This is a genomic window from Mesorhizobium sp. WSM4830 (assembly GCF_055811495.1).
On sequence record NZ_JBVVQI010000021.1, the window covers coordinates 88862 to 114363 of the forward strand.

26 protein-coding genes are annotated in these 25502 nt (G+C 62.8%); 4 read left to right on the forward strand and 22 right to left on the reverse strand.

Annotation, left to right across the window (positions count from 1 at the left end; all coding sequences use genetic code 11):
* Positions 1-39: 39 nt before the first annotated feature.
* The 8 genes from AC0L2Y_RS23980 to AC0L2Y_RS24015 all read right to left on the reverse strand — a co-directional run bounded on the left by AC0L2Y_RS23980 (position 40) and on the right by AC0L2Y_RS24015 (position 8758).
* Positions 40-981 (reverse strand): sugar ABC transporter substrate-binding protein, encoded by a 942-nt coding sequence (locus AC0L2Y_RS23980; RefSeq protein WP_473559903.1) that lies wholly within the window; start codon positions 979-981, stop codon positions 40-42.
* Between the two features lie 37 nt (positions 982-1018).
* Entirely contained in the window at positions 1019-1933 is a 915-nt protein-coding gene (locus AC0L2Y_RS23985; RefSeq protein ID WP_473559906.1) for a sugar phosphate isomerase/epimerase family protein, read from the reverse strand.
* A 26-nt stretch (positions 1934-1959) separates the two neighbouring features.
* Entirely contained in the window at positions 1960-3063 is a 1104-nt protein-coding gene (locus AC0L2Y_RS23990; protein ID WP_473559908.1) for a Gfo/Idh/MocA family protein, read from the reverse strand.
* A 35-nt stretch (positions 3064-3098) separates the two neighbouring features.
* Positions 3099-4160, reverse strand: a complete 1062-nt coding sequence (locus AC0L2Y_RS23995) for an ABC transporter ATP-binding protein (protein ID WP_473559910.1) — start codon at positions 4158-4160, stop codon at positions 3099-3101.
* Position 4161: 1 nt separating this feature from the next.
* Entirely contained in the window at positions 4162-5253 is a 1092-nt protein-coding gene (locus AC0L2Y_RS24000) for an ABC transporter ATP-binding protein (protein WP_473559911.1), read from the reverse strand.
* Positions 5250-6209, reverse strand: a complete 960-nt coding sequence (locus tag AC0L2Y_RS24005; RefSeq protein ID WP_473559913.1) for a carbohydrate ABC transporter permease — start codon at positions 6207-6209, stop codon at positions 5250-5252. The genes AC0L2Y_RS24000 and AC0L2Y_RS24005 overlap by 4 nt, the downstream gene beginning before the upstream one ends.
* Positions 6206-7066 carry a carbohydrate ABC transporter permease gene (locus tag AC0L2Y_RS24010; RefSeq protein WP_473559915.1) on the reverse strand — a complete coding sequence of 287 codons (861 nt, stop codon included), beginning with the start codon at positions 7064-7066 and terminating at the stop codon, positions 6206-6208. The genes AC0L2Y_RS24005 and AC0L2Y_RS24010 overlap by 4 nt, the downstream gene beginning before the upstream one ends.
* Positions 7067-7144: 78 nt before the next feature.
* Positions 7145-8758, reverse strand: coding sequence for an extracellular solute-binding protein (locus AC0L2Y_RS24015; RefSeq protein WP_352564290.1), 1614 nt, complete (start codon positions 8756-8758; stop codon positions 7145-7147).
* A gap of 372 nt (positions 8759-9130) precedes the next feature.
* Between AC0L2Y_RS24015 and AC0L2Y_RS24020 the strand changes: the two genes are divergently transcribed.
* The 3 genes from AC0L2Y_RS24020 to AC0L2Y_RS24030 all read left to right on the forward strand — a co-directional run bounded on the left by AC0L2Y_RS24020 (position 9131) and on the right by AC0L2Y_RS24030 (position 13616).
* Positions 9131-10162 (forward strand): LacI family DNA-binding transcriptional regulator, encoded by a 1032-nt coding sequence (locus AC0L2Y_RS24020; RefSeq protein ID WP_352491017.1) that lies wholly within the window; start codon positions 9131-9133, stop codon positions 10160-10162.
* A 236-nt stretch (positions 10163-10398) separates the two neighbouring features.
* Positions 10399-12531 (forward strand): TonB-dependent hemoglobin/transferrin/lactoferrin family receptor, encoded by a 2133-nt coding sequence (locus AC0L2Y_RS24025; RefSeq protein ID WP_473559916.1) that lies wholly within the window; start codon positions 10399-10401, stop codon positions 12529-12531.
* Positions 12532-12533: 2 nt separating this feature from the next.
* Positions 12534-13616, forward strand: a complete 1083-nt coding sequence (locus AC0L2Y_RS24030) for an SIP domain-containing protein (protein WP_473559918.1) — start codon at positions 12534-12536, stop codon at positions 13614-13616.
* On the opposite strand, the gene AC0L2Y_RS24035 is transcribed toward AC0L2Y_RS24030, so the two are convergent.
* From AC0L2Y_RS24035 to AC0L2Y_RS24080, 10 genes are all read right to left on the reverse strand, one after another.
* Complete coding sequence (locus AC0L2Y_RS24035) at positions 13613-14035, reverse strand: aconitase X swivel domain-containing protein (protein ID WP_473559920.1); 423 nt, start codon at positions 14033-14035, stop codon at positions 13613-13615. The two genes, AC0L2Y_RS24030 and AC0L2Y_RS24035, sit on opposite strands and share 4 nt — an antisense overlap.
* Positions 14032-15282: an aconitase X gene (locus AC0L2Y_RS24040; RefSeq protein WP_473559922.1), complete on the reverse strand. Its 1251-nt coding sequence runs from the start codon at positions 15280-15282 to the stop codon at positions 14032-14034. Before AC0L2Y_RS24040 ends, AC0L2Y_RS24035 begins: the two co-directional genes overlap by 4 nt.
* A 79-nt stretch (positions 15283-15361) precedes the next feature.
* On the reverse strand, positions 15362-16429 hold the full coding sequence (locus AC0L2Y_RS24045) for an ABC transporter ATP-binding protein (RefSeq protein ID WP_473559924.1): 1068 nt from the start codon (positions 16427-16429) through the stop codon (positions 15362-15364).
* Positions 16429-17217 (reverse strand): ABC transporter permease, encoded by a 789-nt coding sequence (locus AC0L2Y_RS24050; protein ID WP_031194613.1) that lies wholly within the window; start codon positions 17215-17217, stop codon positions 16429-16431. Before AC0L2Y_RS24050 ends, AC0L2Y_RS24045 begins: the two co-directional genes overlap by 1 nt.
* Positions 17217-18086: an ABC transporter permease gene (locus AC0L2Y_RS24055; RefSeq protein WP_473559925.1), complete on the reverse strand. Its 870-nt coding sequence runs from the start codon at positions 18084-18086 to the stop codon at positions 17217-17219. The genes AC0L2Y_RS24050 and AC0L2Y_RS24055 overlap by 1 nt, the downstream gene beginning before the upstream one ends.
* A 66-nt stretch (positions 18087-18152) precedes the next feature.
* Complete coding sequence (locus AC0L2Y_RS24060; protein WP_473559927.1) at positions 18153-19214, reverse strand: ABC transporter substrate-binding protein; 1062 nt, start codon at positions 19212-19214, stop codon at positions 18153-18155.
* 39 nt (positions 19215-19253) lie between these two features.
* On the reverse strand, positions 19254-20240 hold the full coding sequence (locus AC0L2Y_RS24065) for a PfkB family carbohydrate kinase (RefSeq protein WP_473559929.1): 987 nt from the start codon (positions 20238-20240) through the stop codon (positions 19254-19256).
* The gene (locus AC0L2Y_RS24070; RefSeq protein WP_473559946.1) at positions 20237-21277 is read right to left on the reverse strand and encodes an ADP-ribosylglycohydrolase family protein; all 1041 of its coding nucleotides are present in this window, start codon (positions 21275-21277) and stop codon (positions 20237-20239) included. Before AC0L2Y_RS24070 ends, AC0L2Y_RS24065 begins: the two co-directional genes overlap by 4 nt.
* Before the next feature lie 3 nt (positions 21278-21280).
* Positions 21281-22006: a GntR family transcriptional regulator gene (locus AC0L2Y_RS24075; RefSeq protein WP_473559947.1), complete on the reverse strand. Its 726-nt coding sequence runs from the start codon at positions 22004-22006 to the stop codon at positions 21281-21283.
* A 167-nt stretch (positions 22007-22173) separates the two neighbouring features.
* Entirely contained in the window at positions 22174-22428 is a 255-nt protein-coding gene (locus tag AC0L2Y_RS24080; RefSeq protein ID WP_352868816.1) for a hypothetical protein, read from the reverse strand.
* Between the two features lie 229 nt (positions 22429-22657).
* On the opposite strand from AC0L2Y_RS24080, the gene AC0L2Y_RS24085 reads away from it, so the two are divergent.
* A complete protein-coding gene (locus AC0L2Y_RS24085) occupies positions 22658-23035 on the forward strand; it encodes a hypothetical protein (protein ID WP_473559930.1) in 378 nt (125 codons plus the stop codon).
* A gap of 141 nt (positions 23036-23176) precedes the next feature.
* Here the strand turns inward: AC0L2Y_RS24085 and AC0L2Y_RS24090 are convergent, their stop codons facing one another.
* From AC0L2Y_RS24090 to AC0L2Y_RS24105, 4 genes are all read right to left on the reverse strand, one after another.
* On the reverse strand, positions 23177-23869 hold the full coding sequence (locus tag AC0L2Y_RS24090; protein WP_473559931.1) for a hypothetical protein: 693 nt from the start codon (positions 23867-23869) through the stop codon (positions 23177-23179).
* 375 nt (positions 23870-24244) lie between these two features.
* Entirely contained in the window at positions 24245-24478 is a 234-nt protein-coding gene (locus tag AC0L2Y_RS24095; protein ID WP_473559932.1) for a DUF2934 domain-containing protein, read from the reverse strand.
* 86 nt (positions 24479-24564) lie between these two features.
* Entirely contained in the window at positions 24565-24777 is a 213-nt protein-coding gene (locus tag AC0L2Y_RS24100) for a hypothetical protein (RefSeq protein WP_352452715.1), read from the reverse strand.
* Positions 24778-24900: 123 nt separating this feature from the next.
* On the reverse strand, positions 24901-25206 hold the full coding sequence (locus AC0L2Y_RS24105) for a DUF1236 domain-containing protein (RefSeq protein WP_473559934.1): 306 nt from the start codon (positions 25204-25206) through the stop codon (positions 24901-24903).
* Positions 25207-25502 lie beyond the last annotated feature (296 nt).

Below are 25502 nucleotides of genomic sequence, written 5' to 3' on the forward strand. Positions count from 1 at the left end.
GGTGACGCCCGCCGCCTGCGCGGCGAACGTCAGTTCCAATCACTTGTTGTAGAGTTTCAGGATCGGTTCGACGCTCGAGGCGTCGTAGAGGCTGAACGTGTGAATGTCGTAGCCGATCGGTTCGCCAGCGGCGGCCAACCCGAGCAGCGCCACCGGCATGAAGCCCTGCGCTGACGGGAACTGCCAGGCAGCCGCGTTGACGAAACCGGCCTTGACGGACTCGGCCGTTTCCTTCGAATTGCCCCAGCCGACGACCGGGATTTTGCCGGCCGGCACGCCGGCGCCGTCAAACACCCGCTTGACACTGGCCGCCACGGAATCGCCGAGCGCGATGATCGCCGGCGGGTTGTTGGCCACCATGTAGTCGGTCATCTTGGCGATGATGCCGGCCGGATCGGTGCCGCAATCGACCACGTCATATTTGATGCCGAGCGGATCGAAGACGCTGGCAATGCCTTCGGTCTCGAGCTGCTGGTAGCTGGCGCCCGGCACTTCGACCGGCAGGAACACCTTGTCGCCCTGCTTCACCATCTTGTGGTCGACAAGATACTTCGCCCAGATGACGCCGGCTTCCCTAAGGTCGGCGCCGACATAGGCCTGCCGGCCGGTTGCCGGATCGTCGGTGTTGAAGAACACGATCGGGATGCCGGCCGCCTTCGCTGCCTTGACCTCCTCGGTCCACAGGCCGGGCTGCGCCGAGGTGGTGGCGATACCGTCCGGCTTGGCGGCGAGTGCCGAGTTGAAGGCTTCCTTCTGCGCCGCCATGTCGCCGCCGCTGAACGAGATCTTGCAGGTCACCTTGAGCTGGTCGCAGGCCTTGGTGGCGCCGGCATTCCAGTCGATCCAGAAGGCATCCGAAGGGCCGCCATGCGACAGCAGGTAGAACGTCTTCTGAGCGTCCTGCGCCAGCGCCGGCGTACCCAGCGCCACACCGGCGAGCACGGTCGCCGCGGCCGCGACTTTCAACGCGAATTTCAACATTTCTCTTCCTCCCTTGTTTCGTAGCCGAACCGCGCCATCACAATCCGTGGGCGCGGAATTTCCCATCGAGGAATTTCTTGGCACGCGGCACGTCGTCTTCCGAAAGATGCTCGATGATGACCGGGATGTTCGGGTGCTTTTCGGCCAGCCGCTTGAGATAGAGGTCGTAATTCAGCGAACCGAGGCCGGGCGCAGGCAACTCGATCTCACCGACGCCGCGGAAAGTGTGGCTCTCCAGCGCGTCCTCGTCGCCGATGTCTGCGTGCTTTTCCGACTTGTCGCCGCCGGAGCGCTTGACGTCCTTGGCGTGGGCTATCTTGATCTTTGCGGTCAGCGTGTCGAACACCTGGTTCAGGATCTGGTCCATCCTGTCGATGTTGTGAGTTTCGAAATAGTTGGTCGGGTCCATCAACAGGCCGAGGCCTGGGTGGTCGACTTGCGCGAACATCCTCACCGTCTCTTCGACCGAGCCGACGACATTGTTGACATAGGTTTCGAGCAGGAAGACCGCGCCGTGGTCATAGGCGGTCTGGGCAAGGTCGGCGATGACCTTGCGGCATTCCTCAAAACCTTCCTCGGTCTTGTTCTTCGGATGATGCACCCAGTCGGACTCGGTGTTGTAGGTACCGGTTTCCGAGATCACGTAAGGGGTGCCGAAATGGCGTGCGTTGCGGATGATCTCCTTCAAATAGCCGACGCGCCTCTCGCGCTCGCCCATATCCGGATGGATGATGTTGGTGTAGCCCGACACGCAGCAGATCGGCAGATTGTGGTCGCGGAACGTATCGCGGACGGTCTTGGCCTTGTCCCTGGTGATCTGCCCGGCGGACAGGTCGATGTCCCTGAAATGCAGGTCGAGCTGCACGGTGTTGAAATCGAGCGCACGGATCTTCTGCGCGGTTTCCTTGAGGCCATACGGGAAATAACCCGTGAAGATACCTGCCTGCATCATGGTGTGAATTCCTCCCTGTAAGTGAATCAGTCTGTTGATATTTCGGAAAGCTTGACTGTCCGGCCCTTATCGATCGAGCGGTAGCCCGCTTCGACCAGCGCCATGGTCTTGACGTTATCGGCGACGGACAGCGCCGGCGGCTCGCCCGTCTTGACCGCGTGCTGAAGCTGCTCCATGACGCCGATGAAGGCATGCGGGAACCACATCGTGTCCCAGCTTGGCGTCACCCATTCACCGCCGGTTGTCTCGGTCGAGGCATAGGTCAGTGTCGAGGCAGCGCCTGTCGGCCAGCCGATGGTGCCCTTGGCGACGCCCTTGGTGCCGTCGACGCGCCAGTTGATGTGCTGGTCGTCCTTGTAGCCCTCCTGGCGCGGACCGGACCAGACATCCTCCAGCGATACGGCGAGCACGCCGGACGGGAACCGCAGCGTCGACACGATGATGCCGTCCGAATGATCGAAGCGGGTGCGCGGATCCTTGCGGGTCAGGGTAGTGATCTCCAGGGGATCGCCGAATAGGAAGCGCAGTACGTCGAGATGGTGGACGCTCATATTGGCGAGCGTCAGCCGGTCATAGTCCTCGAGGAAGCTCTGCCAGTGCGGGATCGCATGCATGTCGATCTGGGCGAAGACGATGTCGCCGAGCGCGCCGCTGTCGATGATCTGCTTCAAGACGCGCATCGACTGGTCGTAGCGCATGTTCTGGTTGACCGAGAGGATCTTGCCTGCCTTGGCCGCCTCGTCGCGAAGCTTGACTGCCTCTTCGAGGGACAGCGCCAATGGCTTCTGCGCCAGGATCGCCTTGATATGTGCCTGCTTCAGAGCATGGCGGATCAGCGCCGGCTGCTGGTCGGGTGGAAAGGCAAGATCGATGATCTCGACGTTCTTGTCCTCGATGAGCTGTTCCGGCGTGTCGTGGACGGTCGGGATATCCCAGCGTTTGGCGACCTTCTCGGCGCTGGCCTTGGTCCGCGAGGCAATCGCCACCACGGGGAAACCGGCTTCCTTGTAGGCGGCAAGGTGACATTCGGCCATGATCATGCCGGCGCCGACGCAGCCGATCCTGTATTCCCTGGTGCGGACTTTAACGTCCGGCTCGAAGCCGTTGCCCGCTATTTCTTCGCCTGCCATATGTTCCTCCCGAAGCTCGTTCCTTGCAGCCGCCGTCATCTTGCCAGCGCTCCCCCGCTTTGCCCGAAATAATGCACCCTGCCCGGCTCGCAGGATATCGCCACCATCGCGTCCGGCCTGATGTCCGGCTGGCCGCGCAACAGCGCCCGCAGACGCGCCTGCCCGGCGACGAGCGTCACAACGGTGTAGCCGCCGAGCGGCTCGACCTCGAACACTCGCGCAGGCCGGCCCGCGCCCCCCTCCGACCAGGCCCTAACCTTGATGTCTTCCGGCCTGAGTCCAATTTCCACGGCATCGGCCGGGGCGCCGGTATCCGCGATGCGGATCGTGCCTTCCGCCGCCTCCACGCCTTCAGCGCCGTGCACCGACTTCAATATATTCATCATCGGCGAGCCGAGCAGCCGCGCTACATAGGTGCTGGCCGGCCGGTCATAGATCTCGGCAGGCGCGCCGATCTGCCTGATCTTGCCGCTCTCCAGTATAGCCATTCGGTCGGCGACCGACATCGCTTCTTCCTGGTCGTGCGTGACATAGATCAGCGTCTTGCCGAGCTCGCGCTGGATGCGCTTAAGCTCGACCCGCGTCTCCTCGCGCAGCCGGGCGTCGAGTGCCGAGATCGGGTCGTCCATCAGATAGGCGGCGGGATCCCGTACCAGCGCGCGGGCAATCGCGACACGCTGCCGCTCGCCGCCCGAAAGCTGTGCCGGCGGCTTGTGCAGGATATGGCCGATATGCAGCTTGGCCGCGACGTCGGCGACGCGCTTTTCGATCTCGGCTTCGGCGACCCGGCGTTCGACCAGCGGAAAGCGGATATTGTCGCGCGCGCTCATATGCGGAAACAGCGCCAAATTCTGGAACACCATGGCGACATTGCGCTCCGCCGGCGACACTGTGTTGACCGGCTTGCCGCCAATCAGGATCTCGCCCATGTCGGGCGTTTCCAGGCCGAGTACCAGGCGTAGTATCGTCGACTTGCCAGACAGCGGCGGCCCGAAGAAGCAGAAGAACTCGTTGTCGTTCACCGCAAACGACGCATCGTCGACGGCCAGCGTGTTGCCGTAGCGCTTTGTGACATTGCGAAAGACGATATCGGCCATCTCAAGCTGCTCTCAACGCAACGCCAGTGGCGGCGTCGAAGACGCGCACCGCCTCCGCCGCAGGCGCGACGACGGCTGTCTGCCCGATCGCCAGCCCGACATCATTGTCGAACACCGCCTTCACCGCAGTCTCACCCTCGCCAAGATGGATGATGGTGCGCGCGCCGATCCGCTCGACGAAACTCACCGGCATGGAGAGGCCACGGCCGCCTTCAGTCAGAATCACCTGCTCCGGTCGAAAGCCATAAAACACCTCGCCGCGCATCCGGCGTGCGGCATCGGCGATCTCGACCGGCAGCGGCGGCGTCGCCCCGAGTGGGCCAAGATCGATGACCAGGCCACGGTCGCTTTCCGCCGGCCTGCCCTTGAGCAGGTTCATGCCCGGCGCGCCGATGAAGCGGGCGACGAAGACATTGGCCGGGTTGTTGTAGACTTCCAGTGGCGTGCCGACCTGCTGCAGCACGCCATGGTCCATCACCGCGATGCGATCGGCCATGGTCATCGCTTCGAGCTGATCGTGGGTGACATAGACCATGGTCTGCCGGAACTGCCGCTGCAGCTGCTTCAGTTCGGTCCGCATCACCGCCCGGAAGGCGGCATCGACATTGGAAAGCGGTTCGTCGAGCAGGAAGATCGCCGGCTCCATGATCGCCGAGCGGCCGATCGCGACCCGCTGCAATATGTTGACCGACAGCCGGTCCGCCTTGCGGTCGAGCAGCGGCGTCAGCTGCAGCATCTCGGCAATGGTGCCGACGCGGCGGGCGATTTCGGCCTTTGCTGCGCCGCGCATTTTCGGCCCGTAGGCGAGGTTCTGCCGCACGCTCATATGAGTGAAGATCGCATAGTTCTGGAAGACGAAGCCGACGCCGCGCCACCCCATCGGCACGCCGGCCATGTCGCGCTCGCCGAACATTATCTTGCCGCTGGTCGGCTCTTCCATGCCGGCGATCATGTTCATCGTCGTCGACTTGCCGCAGCCCGAGGGTCCGAGCAGCGCCATGAACTCGCCGTCGGCAATGGCCAGGTCCATCGTCTTCAGCGCGGTGAAATCGCCGAATTTCTTGACCAGATTCTGCAGGTGGATGGTGCTCATGCCGCCACCTCGCCTACCCGAGCCATGCGTTTCATGGCAAACACCGCGGCAATGGACAGCACGATCAGTATGGCCAGCGCGATTGCCGCCACATAGCCCCAGATCAAGTCCTGGGTGGTGAGCTTGTAGATGTAGACGGAGATGGTTTCGGTAGCGACGCCGGGACCGCCGCCGGTCATGATGAAAAGCGTGTCGAAGATCTTGAAGTTCTCGATCACCCTGATCGCCAGCGCGATGATGATGATCGTCTTCATCTTCGGCAGCACGATGGTGACGAAGCGCTGCCACGGGTTGGCGCCGAGCAGAGTCGCCGCCTTGATCTGGTCCTCAGGCACGCCGACCAGGCCGGCAAGCAGGATCAGGAACATCAGCGGCGTCCACTGCCAGATGTCGGCGACCATGACGGCGACGAGCGCCAGCGTCGGGTCCGACAGCCAGGCAATGGTGACGGGAACGCCTGAGATCGCCGACAGGATGTCATTGACCGGGCCGCCCGACTGAAACAGCATGAAGAACATGTAGCCGGCCACCGCCGGCACCACCATCATCGGCATCAAGAGGATCGAGTAGAAGATCCGCTTGCCGGGGAACTCGTCGGCAAACAGCGTCGCGAGCGCCAGGCCGAGCAGGAACTCCGCCGGCACGCAGACGATCATGACGATGGCCGTGCGCTTCAGCGCACTCCAGAAGCGCGCATCGGCGGCAAGGTCGGTGTAGTTGGCGAAACTGTTCCACATCGACCAGGCGTTCCACCAGCCGGTGCCCGACAGCGGCGACCAGTCGGTCAGGCTGATATAGAGCTGCATCAGGAGCGGGAAGACGGCGATGAACAGCACCAGGATCTGCGCCGGCAGCGTCAACCGGAAGCCGAGCCGTGCGCCCTCGTCCAGCAACACCGATGCCGCTTTGGAGGCTTGCATGTCGCCCTCCGAAATCGTGGCTGTCACCGCACTCATTGCTTGAGCGCCCCGAAAGTCAGCCCGCGCACCAGATGGCGCTGGATGGCGATCCCCATGATCACCGGCGGCACCGCGGCGATCAGGCCGAGCGCTGCCTTGGCGCCGTAGAGCTGTCCGGTCATCGAGGAGGACAGCGAGGCCATGTAGACGGGGACCGTCACCCATTCGCGCGTCGTCAGAAGCAGCGCAATCAGATAGTCCGACCAGTTGAGGATGAAGACGAATAGCGCGGCACTGGCCAGCGGCGCGCGCATCATCGGCAGCGTGATGCGGGTAAAGACGCGCCACCGCGAACAGCCCTCGACCAGTGCCGCCTCCTCGATCTCGCGCGGCATGTCGTCGAAGAAGGTCTTCATCAGCCAGAAGGCGAAAGGCAGCGTGACGATGCCGTAGATCAGCGACAGCCCCCACCAACTGTCGGTGAAATTGAGGAAGGCCCACATGATCATCACAGGGGTCATGACCGCCATCGGCGGAAACAGGCGAAGCTGGATCAGCGCCAGCGGCAGGTTCTGGCCCGAGCCGAAGCGCGACAGCCCGTAGGCCGCCGCGGTGCCCGCCGACATGGCGATTGCCGTGCCGAATGTGGCCGACAGCAGCGACGAAAGGATCGGCTTCAAAGCTGTGCGGTCGAGAGCGACGATCAGACTGTTGGTCGATTCACCGAAGACGAAGCGGAAATTGCTGAGTGTCGGGTGCTTCGGCCACCATGTCAGGTCGGCGCCGGTCGCCGACCATTCGGCGATCGGCTTGAACGCCATCGACACCATCCACAGGATCGGCACCAGCGTCACCGCCATCGCCGCAAAGATCGCGGCATAGCGGAATATCTCGAAAAGAACTGAACGCTTCATCTTGCAGCTTTGCTGGGTCCTTCGTTGCCGAGGGGAAGAGCGACCGCTCCTCCCCTCCTTGGTAAGATCCTGCGAGGATCAGGCGATCGGGTCGAGGACGGTCGGCCAAGCCTCCTTGTTGGTCTTGATGGCTTCGAGAAGCTTCTCCTCGCCGGTGCGGCGGGCAATCTTCTTCCACTCGGCCTCGGTGTCGGCCATCGCCTGCTCGGCTGTCTTGGCCTTGGTCAGCGCGGCGACGAGGTTCTCGTCCAGCGCGTTGTGGAAGGCGGTGGCGCCGGGATAGTTGATGGTGGGCACGGTGCGGGCGACCGTCTCTCGCACCACGTCCATGTGGTAAGCATGATAGGTCTGGCGAACCAGCGGATCCGAGAAATCCGATAACCGGAACGGATCGAAGTAGCCGCCCGGATTGGCAGTCATCCAGGCGTAGATGCGGCTTGAGCCCAGCCACTGCAGGAACAGGTAGCAGGCCTCCGGATTCTTGGCTTGCGAGGACACCGACGCCGACAGATTGAGCCACAGCACCGACCGGCTGACCAGCTTGCCGTCGATCTCGCGGCCGGGTGGCAGCATCGAGCCGATCTTGCCGGTGACAGCTGAATCCTTGTTGCCGGCATTGTCGAGGAATTTCGGCAGATTGGAGAAGGCGCAGGTCATGGCCGCACCGCCCTTGGCGAAATTGCCGTATTGCTCCGGCCAGCCCCAGGAGATCGCATCCGGCGAATGATGCGAAAGCGACGCAATGTACTCGTTGGTCGCCGCGATACCTTGCTCCGAATTGATCAGCGGCTTGCCAGTATCGTCGAACAAGAACTGATTGGGCGAAGCCATTGAGACATAACGCTGATACCAGTTGGTGTAGCCCCAGCCCTGGTTGCGCAGATCGGTCGAGCCGAACAGGCCCTTGTCCGGGCGCTGGAAGAAAGCGGCGATCTCGTCATGCTGCTTCCACGTCTTCGGCGCCGCCAGTTCATAACCGTATTTGTCGGAGAAGGCTTTCTTCTCGTTTGCGTCGCCGAACAGATCGGTACGGTAGACCCAGGTCTGGAAGTCGCCATCCAGCGACACGCCATAGGTCGAGCCGCGATACTGATTGAGCAGCGAGACGCCCTTGGCGCCGTCGACATAACCGCGCTCGGGATCGTCCCATTCCGGCTTGTATTGCGCGACGAAGTCGTCGAGCTTGAGGATGCCGCCGGTTTCGGCGAGGTCGCCAAGGCGGTTCCATTCGACCGCATAGATGTCATACGCCCCACCCTTGGTGGAGATGTCCTGCATCGTCTTGGTGAATTCCTGGCCGTTTGGCACACCGACGATTTCCAACGGAATGCCGGTTTCCTTCTCCCAGAGATCCTTGATCGACGGCGCGCCGGCCGGAAACGGCTGGGTCAGCTGGCCGATCGAGCCGTCGGACAGGCCAAGCACGATCTTGGCCGGCGCCTTGCCGGCGCCCTTCATCGCCTTGGCCGCCTCGATGGCGCGGCCCTCCGGCGTATCGGCGCCATATTGATAGCGCTCCGAGCCGTCGAAGCCCGTCGGGCCACCGATCATGCCGGGCGCCAGGGCATCGGCCGCATAGGCGCGGCTTGGGCGAATGAATTTCGGTGCAATACCTGCGGCGGCGACAAGGACTGCCGCCTTTCCACCGGACGCCAGCAAACGGCGCCGCGACACGCGGATCAAATTCGACATTGGAACTCCTCCCTCAGGGCCTTGTTCCTCCACGGCCCTTATGATTGATATTGACGGCACTATACGAAGGCTGTCAACATCATAAATAATCAAGATACATCATAACATCTCATGGGAGGGGAGAAAATGGCGTTTGTGAAGGCTCTCACACTGAAGCCGGTGCTTGAATTTGAGGGAGCCCGGCTGCCCACCTCCCCGCTTTGGTCCGCTTCGGCATTTATTGTAGCGCGGCGGCTTGCACATCGGCCAAGGCCGGTTACATCATTTCCCATCAGAATCGCGGGTGGCGATGAGGCCGCTCTGCGACATCGGACCCATGAAATGCGTAATCTCGATGCGCCGTTGGCGCATTTTGGAATGAGGTGATCGACAGTGCGGTCCACCCTGACAGACATAGCCCGGGAAGCCGGCGTTTCCGCCGCCACGGTCGACCGTGTGCTCAACAACCGCGCCGGGGTCAGGGCGCGCACCCGCGAGGTCGTGCTCGAAACGGCACAGCGGCTTGGCTATATCGCTGAAAATTCGAATAATCCGAGCTCGCTCAACGCGCTGCGCGGTGAGGTAATGCGGCTCGATTTCGCCCTGCCCGCCGGCACCAATTCCTTCATCAAGATGCTGCACCGCCAGATTGAGGCTCAGGCGCAGGCGCGGCCGGACCTCGACGTCCGCGTCGCTACCATCGAAGGTTTCAATCCGGACCGGCTTGCGCGTCTGCTGCAGGAACTGCACGGGCAGACTCAAGGCGTCGGTGTGATCGCGCTCGACCATCCAACGGTGCGTGAGGCGATCCGCTCGCTTTCGGCCAGCGGCGTCAAGGTCGTCACCATCGCTTCCGACATCCTGCATGTGCCGAGGGTTGCCTATATCGGCATCGACAACCGCGCCGCCGGCCGGCTCGCCGGCTACCTGCTCAACCGCTTCATGGGCGCCGGGCGTCCGGGCAAGGTCGCGCTGTTCGCCGGTTCGCTCTCCTATCGCGGCCACGAAGAGCGCGAGATGGGCTTCCGCCACATACTGACGGAAGAATCGCCCAATCTGCAGATCGTGGAGATGCGCGAAATGCTCGATGACCGCGAAAAAGCCTATTCTGAGGCCTCCGCCCTGCTGGATCGGCACCCGGACCTGGCCGCCATCTACAATGTCGGCGCCGGCAACACCGGCATCGCCCGCGCACTCAAGGAGCGCGGGCGCGCGCTGTCGACGGTCTTTCTCGGCCATGAGGTGACGGAAGGCACCAAGGAGCTTCTGCTCGACGGCACGCTCGACGCGGTCATCGACCAGAACCCGCGCGTCGAAGCCCGCGAGGCGCTCAACACCTTGAGCCATGCGGTCAGGGGGTTGCCTTACGAACTGCACCAGCCACGGCTGCAGGTGATCTTCAGGGAGAGCATCCCGGAGATCTGAACCAGGTGAAGCAGATGCGTCACAAATTCATGATCGCCCGGGCGAGATCTTGGCGGCCAGATCAAGGGGCCGACTGAGAATCTTCGATCCGGCTCAGGCCTGCAAAATTAAGTTGACTATTGTCATCATGTTTTAATAAGTACCCCTGCCCGGCCCGTGTGTCGAGGCTTCTCCATCATGCCAGCCAGCGCCAACGGCCGCCGCCAGCAATCTTTGCTTTTCCGGGGGCTGCACGCATGAAACTGACAAGCAACAAGACCTTGATGGCGAGCACCGCGCTCGCCTTCGCGCTCGGCCTGTGCGCCGCGCCGCTAGCCGCCGCGCAGGAGCCGGAGAAGAAGGGTATCGCCGCCGAGGCCGACCGGGCGGTCAAGCCTCCCCAGCAGGCTAGAACTGGGCAGAACGAGCCGACCGTGCTTGACCTGATCACCATCTCGGCGACGATGATCAAGACCGCGATCATCGAATCGATGGCCGCCATCAGCGCCGTCGATCAGGAAGAGCTCGAACGCATCCAGCCTGACAGCGCTGCCGACATTTTCCGCACCACCCCCGGCGTTGCCGCTTCGATGAACGGCGACGATCCGGCAACCGCCATCAACATTCGCGGACTGGAGCAGTATGGCCGCGTGGTGGTGACGCTCGACGGCGCCCGCCAGGATTACTGGCGCGTCGGCCACGGCTCAGGCTCGTTCTATGTCGAGCCGGAACTGATCAAGGAAGCAACCGTCATTCGCGGCCCGGTCTCGAACGCCTATGGCTCGGGCGGCATCGGCGGCGTCGTCTCCTTCGAAAGCAGGGGTGCCGGCGATTTCCTCAAGCAGGAGGAACGCTGGGCGCTGAGCGAGAAGCTCGGCTATGAGACCAATGGCGACGGCTTCACCACCAGCGCCACCGGCGCATACCGTTTCAGCGACGACGCAGATATCATCGGCAACCTCATCTATCGCGACCGCGACAGCTACGCCGATGGCAATGGCGATACCGTGCCATGGACCGGCGAGCGCATCACTAGCGGCTACATGAAGGCGACGCTGCGGCCCTCCGACGGCCACGAGCTCAAGCTCGGCGCGATCCTGCAGCGCTACAACGACCAGATCACCGGATCGAGCGGCTCGACCTCACCGACGCTGAGCCGCTACGACACCGACACCACCAACCAGACCTACACGGCTGCCTATACGTGGAGGCCGGACGACAACGAGCTGATCGACCTCAGTGTCAACGCCTATCACAACCGCACGCGCGCCGAGCAGACGCAGGTCTGGCCGGCAACGGCGATCCGCAACTTCCGCTACTACGACGTCGCCACGACCGGCTTCAACCTGAAGAATTCCTCGCGCTTCGATGCCTGGGAGATCGCTCACACCCTCACCTACGGCCTCGATTACTACTGTCTGGAGGCCTCGTCGGAGGCCGCGCATTTCGGTTCGGGCGAGCAGCAGGGTTATGGCGGCTTCCTGCAATGGCAGGGCGACTACAGCGACTGGCTGCAGCTCATCGCCGCCGTCCGCTATGACGGCTACCAGCTCGACGGCGAAACGAAGACCGTGCCGCCGGCGGAAACCTCGATTTCGGGCGATCGCTGGTCGCCTCGCCTCACCGTCGGCGTAACGCCGTTGGATGGCTTCCAGCTCTACGGCACCTATTCCGAAGGCTACCGGGCACCGGGCCTGCAGGACGTCTATCGCGGCGGCGGCGCGCATGGCGGTGGCGACAGTTACCAGCCTAACCTGCTTCTGCAGCCCGAAACGGCGAAGAGCTGGGAAGCCGGCGTCAATCTGAGATATGACGATGTGCTGGCCGCGGGCGACCTGGTTCGTGCCAAGGTCAACGTCTTCCACACCGCCGTCGAAGGCTATATCGACGTCGACCTCACCGTGTTGCCGCGTATGGCGATCAACATCGGCGACGCGCGGCTGAAGGGCATCGAGGCCGAAGCCGTCTATGACTATGGCTGGGGGTTCGCGAACTTCGCCGGCGCCCTGATCGACGCCAAGGTCGTCACCGGCGTCTATTCCGGCCAGGCGCTAAATAACACGCCGCTCGACCGCTTCTCGGCGACCGTCGGCTTCCGCATGCTGGAAGACCAGCTCACAGTCGGTGCGCAATATCTCAGCGTCGGCAAGATCACCCGGACAAGCCGCACCAATCCCGACGCGCCGACAGTGATCGACGACGGCTTCGACCTCGTCAACGTCTTTGCCAACTGGCGCATCAACGACCACGCCAAACTCGATTTCAGTGTCGATAACGTCTTCAACACCGCCTACACCGACCCGCAAAGCGCCTGGTCGACGACGGCGGCGACGGAACAGGGCAAGGGCCGCACCTTCAAGGTGGCGCTCACAGGCAGGATCGGAGGTTGAGAATGAGGGACCCATCGGCGAGCGGACTGGCCTGCGAAGCGCGCTTGAACCTGCGCAACCTGCCGCATTACATCGACCGCATCAGCGACAGGCTGCAGAGCTTCGATGCCGATGCCTCGCGGGAGGGGCAGCGGCTCGACTTCCGCTTCGCCTTCGGCGACGCGTCTCTTTACATGGAGCGGCTGGTCATGCGGGCCAACGCCGCCGACCGCTATGGGCTGGCCCGCATCAAGGACCTGCTGGCCACCGCCGTAGACGTATATGCCAAGGAAGAAAGTCCCGAGATTGTATGGACCGGCGATCTCGCCGAAGAAACCCGCCTCGCGCAGTTCCGTGAGATGGTCGTCACCCAGGTCGGCGACCTGACGCCGCACATGCGCCGCATCCGCTTCGCCGGCGAGGATCTCTTTCGTTTTGCGAAATTCGGCGGCATGCATATCCGCATGCTGTTTCCGACCAGGGACGTCCCCGATCCGCTCTGGCCGGTGCTCGGCAGCAATGGCTTGCCGGCCTGGCCCTCGGACGACAGGCGCCCGGTAGCGCGCGTCTACACCATCCGGGCCCTCGACGTCGAAAACGGCATCATCGAGGTCGACTTCCTCATCCATCCCAGCGACAGCGTCGGCGCCCGCTGGGCCATGCAGGCGGCGCCCGGCATGAAGATCGGCATCATGGGGCCGGTCGGCCGTCCGGTGCGTCCGGCGTCCTGGTATCTCATGGGCGCCGACGAAACCGGCTTGCCGGCGCTGGCCCGCATGCTGGGATCGCTGCCCGCCGAAACCAAAGGCGTGGCCTTCGTCGAGATCGCCGACGATGGCGAACGGCTAGTCATCGACAACGCGACCGGTATTGAGCTGCACTGGCTGCCGAGAAATGGCGTGCAGGCCGGCACCGACGACAGGCTGGCGCGCGCCATCCGGTCGGTCGCATGGCCGACCGGTTCGGCATTCGGCTGGTTCGCCGCCGAAGCAGCCGCCGCCAGGACGGTGCGCGAACATTGGCGCGGTACACTGGCGCTCGGCCGCAACGAAACACTGGCGGCAGCCTACTGGCGGCGGGGCGCGGCGGGACTGATGGCCGGCTAGAGCTTGCTCACCATCGCTTGCGCATCTTCGCCCAGACCGATGGCGATCCGGTCGCCGGAGACAATGCCTGATGTGTCGCAGACGACCAGCGGCATGCTGATGTCGTAGAGGAATTCGGCAACGATGGCGCCGACGGCAAGGATCGGGTCCGGCCGCTCCAGGATAATGCCGGCCGGCGCCGTGCCCCTGCGGATCGCTTCGGCCAGAACCGAAGACGAGGACGACGACCCCCGCCCGCTCGGCATCACCAGGATCTTGCCGGCGATATTGCCGCCCAGGTCCGGATGCGAATAGTCGATGATGTCGCCCGTTTCGACGTCGATCCCGCCCCAGAAGCTGAGCGCCTGCGAAAGCACCAGCGCCGGGCCTTGTGCCGAGCCGGAAAGGTGGAATGTACCGGTTCTGGCCGGCGCCTTCATGGCGCGGCTCGCACGACGCGGCCGGCCGCAGCCGAGCGGACGCAGTCCTCCATGTCACCGAAGGCCACCGAGACACCGATATTGCCAGGTGCGTAATGCGCCCATTTGCCCGAATTGGTCATCACCACGCCATCGAGACGCTCGAGGATCGACGTGACATAGGTGCAGGTGTCGGTGACCGGAACGAGGCCGAACTCTTCCATGCCGGCCAGTGCGCCTTCGTCCTGCAGTCGCGTCAGCGTGGCACGCCCTGTGTTGACGTAGATCGGGACGCCCCTGCCCGGCGCAACTTCGCGCAGCAGCGGCAACAGGCGCATCCACTCTTCATGGGAGAAATGCGGCGTGCCTAACGACACGGCTGCAAGCTGCACGCCGTCGGGGACGCTCGACAGCCTGACCAGCGCATGGTGGATGTCAGTCCGAGAGATCCGGATTTTTTCCTCCGGCACCAGGCCGTGCAAGGCCTCATCCAGCGTCTCCGCCTCCGGCGTGATGCCGACGGCATGAAATAGCGCCACCGCACCCGTCGTTGCCGCCGCCGCCCCCAGCGCCTTCAGTTGGTCCTCGTCGCGCGGCTGCGGCAGGCCCGATATGACAGGGATGCGGTCGCCAGCCCTTTGCCCGACGATCAGCCCGACGCCGACAAACAGGGCGTCGGTAGGCTCGAAAGCAGCGTCAATCAGCTCAAACAGGATCCGGCCTCGTCGATTTTCACTCAGATGCAGCCCCCAGGCCGGCGCGCGCGCGGTGATTGCGCAGCACAAATCGATGAAATCGCCATAGCGGTTGGTCCGCGCGCCGATCACCGAATTGGCAAAGACGATGGCGTTGGATTCACCCCAGGCGATCTGCTCGCCGAACCTTGGCCGGAACCGAGTCTGATAGGGTGCGCAGGTGAAGGTCGCCTGACAGCCGAGTTCCAGATGCGCCTTCATCAGGCGTCGCGCCGGCGCTTCTTCCGCGGCCGGCATCTTCACCAATCCGGGATGGATGAGGTCGAACGAACCGACATTCAGCGTCGTCGGCACCCGAACGCGGCCGCCGCCCTCAATCAGCCTTTCGACGAAATCGAGGCTGGCCTGGCCGTGATAGAGGCAGCCGTCGATATGCGCACCGGCAATATCCAGCAATTTGTGCGCGCCGACCGCCTTCGAACAGGCAACCAGGATCTTCATCGCAGCGGCCACGGCCGGACCCTGCTCGCCCTGCAGCATCGACTGGTCGCCCGCATTCAATTCAAGCGACATCGAGTATTCCGCTCACACTTTGCCCGACCATGCTTTCCCCGATTGCGGACCGCCTGGCAAGACTGAAGGATTGGATCTGCTAGCTCGCGTCGATCAGCACCGTACTCTCCGACGACCAGCGCAGCACCACCTGTTGTCCTTCCGCCAGCTTTTCGATGCCGGTGTTCTGCACGATGACCTTGATTGTCTGGCCATCGCGATCGACAAAATACGTGCTGTTGTTGCCGGCGAAGATGCGCTTGGAAACCCGCCCCGTGAGCATGTTGGCATGGGCTCGGTCCGGAACGCCGGCATTGGTGGCGATGCGGATTCGTTCAGGCCGCACGGCGCAGCTCGCCTTCGTGCCGGCAACAAGCGTAACCCCTGCGCCTGCGGCAATCCCCGTTCCGTCAGGCAGCCGGATGCCCGTACCAGTGGCGTTGCCGCGAAGGATGTTGGCGTCGCCTAGGAAGGTGGCGGCAAACTCACTCTTCGGCCGATCGTAGATCTCCTCGGGAGGGCCTTCCTGCACCAGCTTGCCATCGCGCAGAATGCCGATGCGGTCGCTCATCGTCAGCGCTTCTTCCTGGTCGTGGGTGACGAAGATCGTGGTGATGCCGATCTCGCGCTGAATACGCTTCAATTCGATTTGCATGTCCACGCGCAGCGCCTTGTCGAGCGCGCCGAGCGGCTCGTCGAGGAGAAGCACGCGCGGCGTGGTGACGATCGCGCGAGCGAGCGCCACCCGTTGGCGCTGGCCGCCGGAGAGCTGGTGCGGCCGGCGACCGCCGAGCGTGCCGAGTTGCACGAGGTCGAGTGCGCGCTGCACCTCGCTGGCAATCACCGCCTTGGGCTCGCCGCGCACCGACAGTCCGAAGGCGACATTGTCGGAGACGCTCATATTGGGAAAGAGCGCGTAGTTCTGGAACACCATGCCGATGCGCCGCTTCTCCACCGGTACCCGCTCAACACTTTCGCCGCCTATGGAGATGCGACCAGAGTCGGGAAAGTCGAAGCCTGCGATCTGGCGCAGCAGCGTGGTCTTGCCGCTGCCGGAGGGACCGAGCAGGGCGTAGAAGCCGCCGTCGGCGAAATCGATCGAGACATCGTCCAGCGCCTTGTGCGCGCCAAAACTGCGCGACACATTCGATACCTGCACGCCCGCCATTATTTCTCTCCGCCGAATTTGAAGAAGCGCGCCGTCAGCAGCATCAGCGCCATCGACACAACAATGATGATCGTCGAGACAGCATTGATCTCGGGCGTGAAACCCTTGCGGATCGCCGCGTAGATTTCGACCGGCAGCGTCGTTTGGCCGGGCGTCGACAGAAAGTAGGAGACGACGAACTGGTCGAAGGACACGGCGAAGGCGAACAGCCCGCCGGCAATGACGCCCGGCATGATCCAGGGCAGCGTGACGCGGTTCGTCACCTGCCATTGATTGGCGCCGAGCGAGCGCGCCGCCTCTTCCAGCTCCGGCGCAAATGTCTGCAGCCGGGCCGAGACGACGACGATGACATAGGGCAGTGCCAACGCCACGTGGCCGAGCAGGATGGCATGCAGCCCGCGGCCGATGCCAACGCCGAAAAAGAAAATCAGCATCGCCGTGCCAGTGATCAGCCACGGTATGGCGATCGGCGGAAACAGCAGCGCCTGCAGGAATTTCTTACCGCGGAAGTCGTAGCGATAGAGCCCTAGCGACGCCGCGGTGCCGAGCGCGGTGCAGATGATGGTAGTGATGACGGCGATCTCGACGCTGTTTCGCGTGGCCGCGATCAGCTGATTGTTCTGCCAGAGCGAGGCATACCATTCCGTCGTCCACTCGAACGGCAGCTGGTAAAAGGGCGAGACGTTGAATGACATCAGCGCCATAATAATGATGGGCAGGTACAGGAAGGCGAGCAGCATCAGAATGTAGACCCGGCCGAGCCATTCCAGGATTCGGGTCGTCGCCACTAAGCGGCCCTCCGAAGCACCGGCGAAGTAACCGCCAGGATGACCAGCACCACAGCCAGCAGGATGAAGGACAGTGCGGCACCCAGCGGCCAGTTGAACACGGCAACGAACTGGTCCTCGATGACAGTGCCGTAAAAGGTGCCGGTACGGCCGCCGAGGATGCGCGGCTCCATGAACGAGCCAACGACCGGGACGAAGATGAGGGCTGCGCCAGCCACCAGCCCCGGCATCGACAGCGGAATGATGACCCGCTTCAGCATCTGCAGCCGCGAGGCACCGAGCGAGCGCCCGGCCTCGATCAGCGAGTCATCGATGGCCTGCAGGGTCAGATAGCAGGTCAGCACCATGTAAGGCACGTAGGAGTGCACTAGCCCGATGATGACGGCCGGATAGGAATACATGAGATCAATGTTGATCTTGAACGGCAGCACGGCGTTGAGCGCTGTGTCGAGAATGCCCCCTTCGCGCAGCACCATCGCCCACGAGAAGATGCGCACCAGCCCGTTCGACCAGAACGGCAGAATGACGAGCAGGAAAATCGCCTCGCGGCTGCGGCCTTTCAGCACCTTGGCCAGCACGTAAGCGGCGGGATAACCGATGACGATGCACCACAGCGTCACCTCGAGGCCGAGGCGCAGCGAGGCCACCAGCAATGTCAGGTAAAGGCTTTGTGAAAAGAAGGCGGCATAGTTTTCGAGCGTGAATGCCCACGGCTTTCCCGATAGCGGCAGGTCGGTGATGAAGGAGAAGAAGACCATGGCCGAGAGCGGCAGGAAAATTGCAACCGTCAGCCAGAGATAGGCAGGCGCCAGCAGCGGCAAGGCCGATCTCAGCCCGCTGCGCGACGCGGTTGCGATCTGTACTGCCATGACATCTCCTCCCAAGATAGGAAGGATCAGCCGACATTGATGGTCGGCTGATCGCGGCTTCTGCTGTTACTTCACGTCGACCTTGAGCTGCTGCCAGAGCGCCAGATAGGTCTCGCGCTGCGCGTCAGTAATCGGCGCCTGGAACTGGATGCGCTTGGCGACTGCCGGGTCGCCCATCACCTTGCGGTTGAAGGAACCCTCTGGCAGCGCTTCGACCGCCTTGGTGTTGGCCGACACCGGCGCGCCGACCTTGGTGACCCATTCGACATAGAACTTCGGGTCGATCATGTAGTTGATGAAGGCTTGCGCCCCGGCGACGTTCTTGGAACCGACCGGAATGGAAAAGGCGTCAAGCCAGGCGACGGCACCCTCCTGGGGAATGACCAGCGAGACCGGCAGCTTGAAATGCGTCTTGGCGCGGTCGGCCGAGCCGCTCCAATAGGTGCCGATGTCGATCTGGTTGGAGGCAACCATCTGGTTCCAGTCGTTCTCCGAGCTCCAGAACGTCTTGATCTGCGGCATCAGCGAGGTCAGCTTCGCCTTGACCGCCTCCATGTCCTTGACGTCGTTGATGTTCTGGCCGGTAGCGATGGCGCCGAACTGCACGGCCTCGACGGCATCGTCACGGATGGTAACGCGGCCCTTGTGGGCGGGATCCCACATTTCGGCGATGCTGGTCGGCGGCTTGTCGAATGACTTGTCGTTGATGGCGAGCGCCGTCAGCCCCCAAACCCACGGCACCCCATAGACCTTGCCGTCATGGACGAGCATCGATGAGCCGGCCTTGTCCTTGCTGATGTCGGCATAGTTCGGCAGCTTGGACGTGTCGATCGGCTGAATGAGCTTTTCCGCCATCGCCTGGTCGTTGAAGGCGGCATTGATCATGACGACATCGTAAAGGTCGGGATTGGTCCTGAGCTTGGTCAGCATTTCCTGTTCGGAATTGAAGAAGTCGTTGACGACCTTGTTGCCGGTTGCCTTTTCGAAGGCGGCTATGGCCCAGGGCTCGTCGGCGCCATAGCCCTTCCAGTTGAGTACGTGCACCTCGTCGGCCCTGGCGGCAAATGCGAGTGCGGAGGCGAAGACGGCGGCCGCCGTCATTAGGGCAGTCAAGTGGGGCATGCGCATGTTCGTTCCTCTCTGTGTTTGCCCGCTTCCCGGGCTTTGTCAGGCTGTCGGGCGTTTGGCCTCTTGCTTCCGGCCATGGAGGCCGATCGGCGGACCGCCGGCATGGCTTAGGAATGTCTGGATCTCGTAGTCGGTCGGCGCTGATGAACCACCGTGGCGGGTGACGGAAATGGCCGCCGCCGCATTGGCGTAGCGCGCTGCCTCAAAAGGCGTCATTCTGCGCGCCAGCGCGCTGACGAAAGCGCCGATATGGGTGTCGCCGGCGCCATTGGTATCGATGGCGTCGACCTTGAAGCCGGCGATCGTTTGCGCCGAGCCGTCGGCCAGCCGCACATGGCAGCCTTTCGCGCCGGCACGAATGACGACGCCAATGGCCTTAGGGGAGTGGTCGCTTAGCAGCCGTGACGCGACTGTCTCGACACCGCCCGGACCGGCAATCGCGGCCGCTTCCGTCGTGTTGCAGCTCAACCAGGTAGTGCGGGCGAGTATCCGCGACAGGATATGGCGAGGAATGTCGGTGATGACAGGTGTCGGGTCGAGGACAAGGGGTGTGTCGGCCGGAAGCGCCTCGAACCAGTCGGTGAGCGCGTCGCGGCTCTTGGGATAGCTCAGCGTATAGCCTGACGTGAACACCCAGTCGTCTGCAGCGACCACCACGGGCGCCAGCATGTCGAGGCTGAGCACGCTTTCAGCACCCGGCCAAGACACGAAAGTGCGTTCGGCATCGCTCGAGATCAAGGCGACGCAATGGCCGCTGTCCATCATGGGCGATGGCGGGGTCAGAGTACTGATACCCTCGGCGTTAAAGGCGCTGCGCAGGAAGTCGCCATTGGGTCCGCTGCCGAGCTGGCCGCCGAACACCACCTTCATGCCGGTGCGGCTGGCCGCGACCATCATGTTGAAGCCGCCGCCGGCGACTTGTGCAAAGCTCGATGCGGTCTTCTCCGTGCCCGGTGCCGGCAAGGCATCGATGCGGTAGACATAGTCGACCACCGCGCTGCCGACATGGACGAGACGCCCCTTCATGCCGCCGTATCCTTGCCGGACCTGCTCTTCGCCGTCCGCAGGGCGACCAGGTCGGCGGCGAGCGCGCGCACCCGCCCAATGTCTAGGCCTTTGATCCGGGTGATGTGTTTCTGTGGCAATCGGGAAAAGCCGGTGCAGGCACCGGCCATGCCGGCCGCGATGGCGCCGATCGTGTCGGTGTCGCCACCGAGATTGGCACTGATGACTGCCGCCTGCCAGGGATCGCCACCGGCGACTTCCAGCACCGCGAATGCAGCCGGAACGGACTCCTGACTGGCGACGCCGGTGCCGACCAGATCGGTGATCAGCCGGATCGCGTCCTTCGTCGCCTTGCCGCGTACGAGCTTCTGCGCCCACCCAATGCGCGCGGCGATGTCACCGCCGGTCACCCAATAGCCGAGCGTTGCCCCGTGCCTCGCCCCGGCGATGGCGCTGTCGGAAGCGGCGCGCCAGTCACCGCCAGCGATGCCGCGACTGATGGCGGCAGCGACCGCTGCGGCCGAAGCGATTGCGATTGACGTGTTGTGCGTCGCCCTGCAAGTTTCGGCCACTTTGCCGACCAGTGCGTCAAGCGGCTCTGGCGGCATCATGATGCCGACTGGCGCGATGCGCATGGCCGCACCATTTGTGTCGCCGCTGCGTCCCGCTTCCTCGGCTGGCATACCGTTATTGATGGCGTCGATGGCGCGTTTGGTTGATGGTCCCAGCAGATCGTAGCTGCCGCGCGCCTTGACATCGCGTTCCCAGTCGAGCAGCGCGTTGACCCACCGCGCATGGTCGAACCGGTTACCGGATTCGACCAGGATACGGCCAAGCAGAAGCGCCTGTTCTGTGTCGTCGGTGATCGTCCCGGCCGGAAGTCCCTTCGACACCGGATGGTCGGCGAAAGGAGCAATGAAGTCCTCGACATGACCGTAGAGTTTGGCAATCCGCGCCGGCGACAAAAGCTGCGTCGGCATGCCCAGCGCATCTCCCAGTGCCCCGCCGACAAGCGCTCCCATGGCCCGATTGGTCATGTTCCCGGCGTCGTCCAGCATCACTCAGAACCTCATATGCAGCGCAAAATGCGCCGGGTTGAGCAGGCTGGTCACATATTCGATCGGCCGGTCATCGGCCGCACGCGTCAACCGACGACCGCGCAGGAACGGCGTGCCTTGCGGGCAGCCGAGGATGGCGGCGTCCTCTGGGTTGAGCATTTCGATGCCGACCCATTCCTCGCCATGGTCTGGAATGAGGCCGGCGCCGCGCAGCGTCTGGTGGAGCGAGCCTTCGCGCAGACCGCGTAACGGCACGTCCTCCAGTTCGGGTGACAATGGCAGGCGGCTGCGCTCAATGGAGATAGCGTGGCCGTCGCTGGCATTGGTGCGCACCCGATCGACAGCGATGAAAAACGGGTTTTCTATACCAAGCAGTGTGGCAAGATCAGGGTCCTCGATCACCTCGAGCCGCAGCGTCCGCGTCTCGGCATTTGCGCCGGCGTTGGCGAGCGCCCGCGACCAACCGATTGAGTCGTCAACGGGCTTGCCATCGAAGGTGACGAAAGAGCCGATGCCGACCTTGGTGGTAATCAGCCCGCGGCTGGACAGTTCCTCGAGGCCCTTGCGAACGGTGTTGCGGCTGACGGAGAAACGCTGGACGAGCTCGTTCTCGCTTTGCAACCGGTCGCCGAAGCCCAGAACACCGGAGCGGATTTCATGTTCGAGAACCGTGGCGATCTGTTCGGGCTTGCCCGTACCGGGAGACGATGGGACCACGCGGCGGACCATAGGCATACCTGTTCATTGCACCTGTATAGTCCTGTGCAATGTATCTGCAACGCCAGCTCTGTCAACCGACGGCGGAGGGCCACACAGATAGACCAAGCTGCTTGATGATACCCAGTGGCCGTGAAGGCCATACGAGGTGCGGCGGGCGAACGGGGTCGCTGGAGATATCACTGTTCGCTGCTGGAAGACCCCTCGACTGCCCCGTCACCATCTGCAGAATGCGGCAGAATGCCGAAGTCGCGCGACTTGGTCCCATGCGCCGCCGTCAGGAAACCATCGGCTGTGAGACCTCGCCTCAAAAGCTCACGTACAGCGGCCGACCGGCTCGGCATGTGCTTGTCGAAGCGCCAGTTCTCCAATGCCGCCAGTTCATCGACGGTCAGCATGATCTGCAATCGTTCCGGGCGTTCCAGTTCGGACATCTCGGCCTCCAATCATACCAGCCTAAATGCAGCTGAGTTAGTATGTTCCTAATTTTCTGTAGAATTAGGTACGTGAGCAGAATGCGTCAAGGCCTTCAGATGAGCGAGTCATGCAGAAGTCCGATGAAGCGGATCAAGCATCAAATAGGTAATCAACAAAATACGCTAACTATTTGACATAAAACGAGTTTTTAAGGAATTTCGGTTGCCAATCACGGAACCTGGGCGCATGGTAGAACACGAGGGACAAACCGCTCCTGAAGGGAAGGTTTCTATGCGCTACGGATTTTCGGTTCGTCTGCACGAAGACGTCAGTTCCCGAGTTCGGGCTACATTGCGGTCCGGGATTGCCATCAATCTGACTGCTGTCGCCGAAGCCGCGCGACTGCAGAACCTCGCCGAGAATGTTGCGCGCGAAGACATCGAATGGCTCGTCATGCAAGCAGCCCAGCTCTACGGGGCGGCTATCGAGTTCGACGGCTTCGCGGAAACCGATCTGGCGGAGTTTGCGTGCCCTCAGCTGATGCAAAGCAGCCCCGCAGTGGGCTGGGATGCCCTGGAAGACGGAACGGTCGCTTCGCCGGACCTTGGCCGTCAAACGCATTGAGGCGCGTGCTCTTTCGAGCCCCGCCATGCTCCGCCACGTGCTCGGCAAAAAGCCCGCCGCAAGGGCGGGCTTTGGACTGCTGGAGGCTTGGTGGACGAAGGCCTCTCGGCCCCGTCCGACATTTCATCCAATGTATTCGCCTTAGCGGCGGGCGATCAGCAGGCACAATTGGCGCAGATCGCTGTCGTAAGTGCCTTCGCTGCTGAGCACGTCAACGCAGCGCGTTTTCATCCTGGCCAACTTGTCCCCCGACATATCGGCAACGACCTGGGGCAAGCTGGGATTGAGGGGATTGTTGGGATTGGACGGGCTGCCCGGGTTGGACGGATTGCTCGGATTGCTCCCACCACCGATCCCGACACCGGCGCCGACATTGATGCCACTGCCGACCCTGACGCCGGCGCCTGCGTTAACGCGGCTGCCGATACCTACCCCGGCGCCCGCCGCGATGCCACTGGAACCGCCGATCGTTGCACCGGCACCGGCGTTGATGCCGCTTCTGCCCCCGACCGATGCGCCGGCGCCCGCGGCGATGCCACTGGAACCGCCAATCGTTGCGCCGGCACCGGTGTTAATGCCGCCGCTGCCGCCCACCGAGGCACCGAGGCCTGCCTTGATGCCGCCGTTGCCGCCAACTGTTGCGCCGGAACCGGCGTTGATGCCGCCGCGACTGCCAACCGTCGCGCCGAGGCCGGCTTTGATGCCGCCATTGCCGCCGATGGATGTTCCAACACCAACGGCAATTCCGTCCGCGGCATTCACGGGCATCGAGAGCATGAAAATAACTGCGCTGCCTGCCACCGCATCGGTGATTGTTTTGATCATGGTGGTCATAACACTCTCCTTGCTGTAGTTGCGCTGAACAGCCAGCGACATCGCCGGTTGCATGCCTACTAATTTGCAAGAAGATGATCGGTTTCTTTGCCAGTCAACTTTCTGGCCTCATGGTATCTGTTCACAGAACGGCCCAGTGAATTTTGTAGCCAATTTTTCCGAAAGTTTTACTTGGAAGGCGGAACACCACCGAGATCGGCCGAACTGTCCTCTACCTGCTGAAGCAGATGCGAGTGTCAGCTGATGGGCACTGCGATGGACGAACACAGCCGCAACGGAACCAGTTCTGGTGCTGTTCCGACCACGGAACAGGCCAGGAACACCTGACGATGAGTCCACCGCGAGATCCGGCGTTGGAATCAAATCCGCTCGAGTTCACGTTTTGCGTGGTCGCGCCTTGGGTTTGGTTCCGTTCTTGGCGGCGGGCGCCGTCTTAGGCTGACGTGATGTCGGCTTCGGCCGGCTGGCGGTCTTCTCTTTCGTGGCGATTTCTGCGTCGATTTCGGCGGTAGCCTGATCCCAATGCTGCTGATGCGCCCCGTCGGGCCTGCCTGCCTGTTCCCAGATCGCGTGTGCCCGCTGGCGAATCCGTTCCTGCCTGTCCGTCACTGTTGCCTCCGTCGGCTCGGTTCATGCGTAAGCAACTTTGTTCTAGCTGAAATTTCGACCGGCGTCTTGAGCGCTAGGCAACACCGTCATTGAACCTCTCTGTCACACAGGACGGCGACGCCGAGGAGCGCCGCCTTCTTGATGATCAGCCCCTCAAGGTCGGCGTCCGAGCGCTCGGTTCCGGTGCGTTCGCGCAACAGTGCAATCGCCGCCTTCATCGACAGCAGGCCATCGCCTCGTTCAGCAAGCAGTTTGTCGACGGCGGCGGCCACGTTGACCGGCTCGACATGCGGCAGCATGGGAATGGCTCCTTTCCTTGTTTCGAGACGACAGCGGCTCCATCCCGATCGCTCGGGATGGAGCTCTGATTTGGTAATTAGATCGTGACCTTTCCAAATCCGGTTCGCGGTTGTGAACGCCGATCAGTCGAGGACGTGCACGATCTTGCGGGTGCCTGGATCGACGAGCACCGTGCGATTGCCGACGACGACGTATCTGTACTTCACGTCGGGAACATCGATCGGTTGCAGCTCGACCGTATCGGGCAACGTGGAACCGATATTGAGCTCCACCCCCAGAAGATTGATCGACGCCAACGGGTGCTTGTGGACGTATTCGCGGATGACCGTCTGCTGTTCGGGCGTGACAATCACCTGGTCTGCGGTGGCCACGCCGACGCCGGCGAGCAACACCAATCCCGCCGCAGCAGGAACAAGGTGGATTTTCATCGTCTACTCCTGTTGTTACGGGCCTCGCCTTTACGGTTGCGACACGGCAATTCCGGTCGAAGCGGCGAACCCTCTAGGCAAACGCCCACGCCACCTTGTTGTTCCGTAAGTGGCGTCTAATCGAATGGCGGTGAAGCGCCGTGCGGTGCGGCGAATCGACTGCGGATGAGCTGCGGTGGCCCCCGGCGCAAGACCCCGGCCCATAGGGTTGCCGCTAAGCAGCGCTAAAGGAGGGGGTGATATAGACTGCGTCTAAAAAAACAATTTTGACAAGCTAATTTTGCTAGGCGACAGCA

Excerpts from the sequence above, each read along its gene's own strand:
- AC0L2Y_RS24030 (WP_473559918.1), top strand. The coding sequence starts at position 12,534 with ATGAGGGACCCATCGGCGAGCGGACTGGCCTGCGAAGCGCGCTTGAAC.
- AC0L2Y_RS24075 (WP_473559947.1), bottom strand. The coding sequence starts at position 22,006 with ATGGTCCGCCGCGTGGTCCCATCGTCTCCCGGTACGGGCAAGCCCGAA.
- AC0L2Y_RS24040 (WP_473559922.1), bottom strand. The coding sequence starts at position 15,282 with ATGTCGCTTGAATTGAATGCGGGCGACCAGTCGATGCTGCAGGGCGAG.
- AC0L2Y_RS24005 (WP_473559913.1), bottom strand. The coding sequence starts at position 6,209 with ATGAGTGCGGTGACAGCCACGATTTCGGAGGGCGACATGCAAGCCTCC.
- AC0L2Y_RS24035 (WP_473559920.1), bottom strand. The coding sequence starts at position 14,035 with ATGAAGGCGCCGGCCAGAACCGGTACATTCCACCTTTCCGGCTCGGCA.
- AC0L2Y_RS24080 (WP_352868816.1), bottom strand. The coding sequence starts at position 22,428 with ATGTCCGAACTGGAACGCCCGGAACGATTGCAGATCATGCTGACCGTC.
- AC0L2Y_RS24055 (WP_473559925.1), bottom strand. The coding sequence starts at position 18,086 with ATGGCAGTACAGATCGCAACCGCGTCGCGCAGCGGGCTGAGATCGGCC.
- AC0L2Y_RS24090 (WP_473559931.1), bottom strand. The coding sequence starts at position 23,869 with ATGACCACCATGATCAAAACAATCACCGATGCGGTGGCAGGCAGCGCA.
- AC0L2Y_RS24100 (WP_352452715.1), bottom strand. The coding sequence starts at position 24,777 with ATGCTGCCGCATGTCGAGCCGGTCAACGTGGCCGCCGCCGTCGACAAA.
- AC0L2Y_RS24025 (WP_473559916.1), top strand. The coding sequence starts at position 10,399 with ATGAAACTGACAAGCAACAAGACCTTGATGGCGAGCACCGCGCTCGCC.
- AC0L2Y_RS23985 (WP_473559906.1), bottom strand. The coding sequence starts at position 1,933 with ATGATGCAGGCAGGTATCTTCACGGGTTATTTCCCGTATGGCCTCAAG.
- AC0L2Y_RS24045 (WP_473559924.1), bottom strand. The coding sequence starts at position 16,429 with ATGGCGGGCGTGCAGGTATCGAATGTGTCGCGCAGTTTTGGCGCGCAC.
- AC0L2Y_RS24015 (WP_352564290.1), bottom strand. The coding sequence starts at position 8,758 with ATGTCGAATTTGATCCGCGTGTCGCGGCGCCGTTTGCTGGCGTCCGGT.
- AC0L2Y_RS23995 (WP_473559910.1), bottom strand. The coding sequence starts at position 4,160 with ATGGCCGATATCGTCTTTCGCAATGTCACAAAGCGCTACGGCAACACG.
- AC0L2Y_RS23980 (WP_473559903.1), bottom strand. The coding sequence starts at position 981 with ATGTTGAAATTCGCGTTGAAAGTCGCGGCCGCGGCGACCGTGCTCGCC.
- AC0L2Y_RS24010 (WP_473559915.1), bottom strand. The coding sequence starts at position 7,066 with ATGAAGCGTTCAGTTCTTTTCGAGATATTCCGCTATGCCGCGATCTTT.
- AC0L2Y_RS24085 (WP_473559930.1), top strand. The coding sequence starts at position 22,658 with ATGGTAGAACACGAGGGACAAACCGCTCCTGAAGGGAAGGTTTCTATG.
- AC0L2Y_RS23990 (WP_473559908.1), bottom strand. The coding sequence starts at position 3,063 with ATGGCAGGCGAAGAAATAGCGGGCAACGGCTTCGAGCCGGACGTTAAA.
- AC0L2Y_RS24105 (WP_473559934.1), bottom strand. The coding sequence starts at position 25,206 with ATGAAAATCCACCTTGTTCCTGCTGCGGCGGGATTGGTGTTGCTCGCC.
- AC0L2Y_RS24070 (WP_473559946.1), bottom strand. The coding sequence starts at position 21,277 with ATGCTGGACGACGCCGGGAACATGACCAATCGGGCCATGGGAGCGCTT.
- AC0L2Y_RS24060 (WP_473559927.1), bottom strand. The coding sequence starts at position 19,214 with ATGCGCATGCCCCACTTGACTGCCCTAATGACGGCGGCCGCCGTCTTC.
- AC0L2Y_RS24065 (WP_473559929.1), bottom strand. The coding sequence starts at position 20,240 with ATGAAGGGGCGTCTCGTCCATGTCGGCAGCGCGGTGGTCGACTATGTC.
- AC0L2Y_RS24000 (WP_473559911.1), bottom strand. The coding sequence starts at position 5,253 with ATGAGCACCATCCACCTGCAGAATCTGGTCAAGAAATTCGGCGATTTC.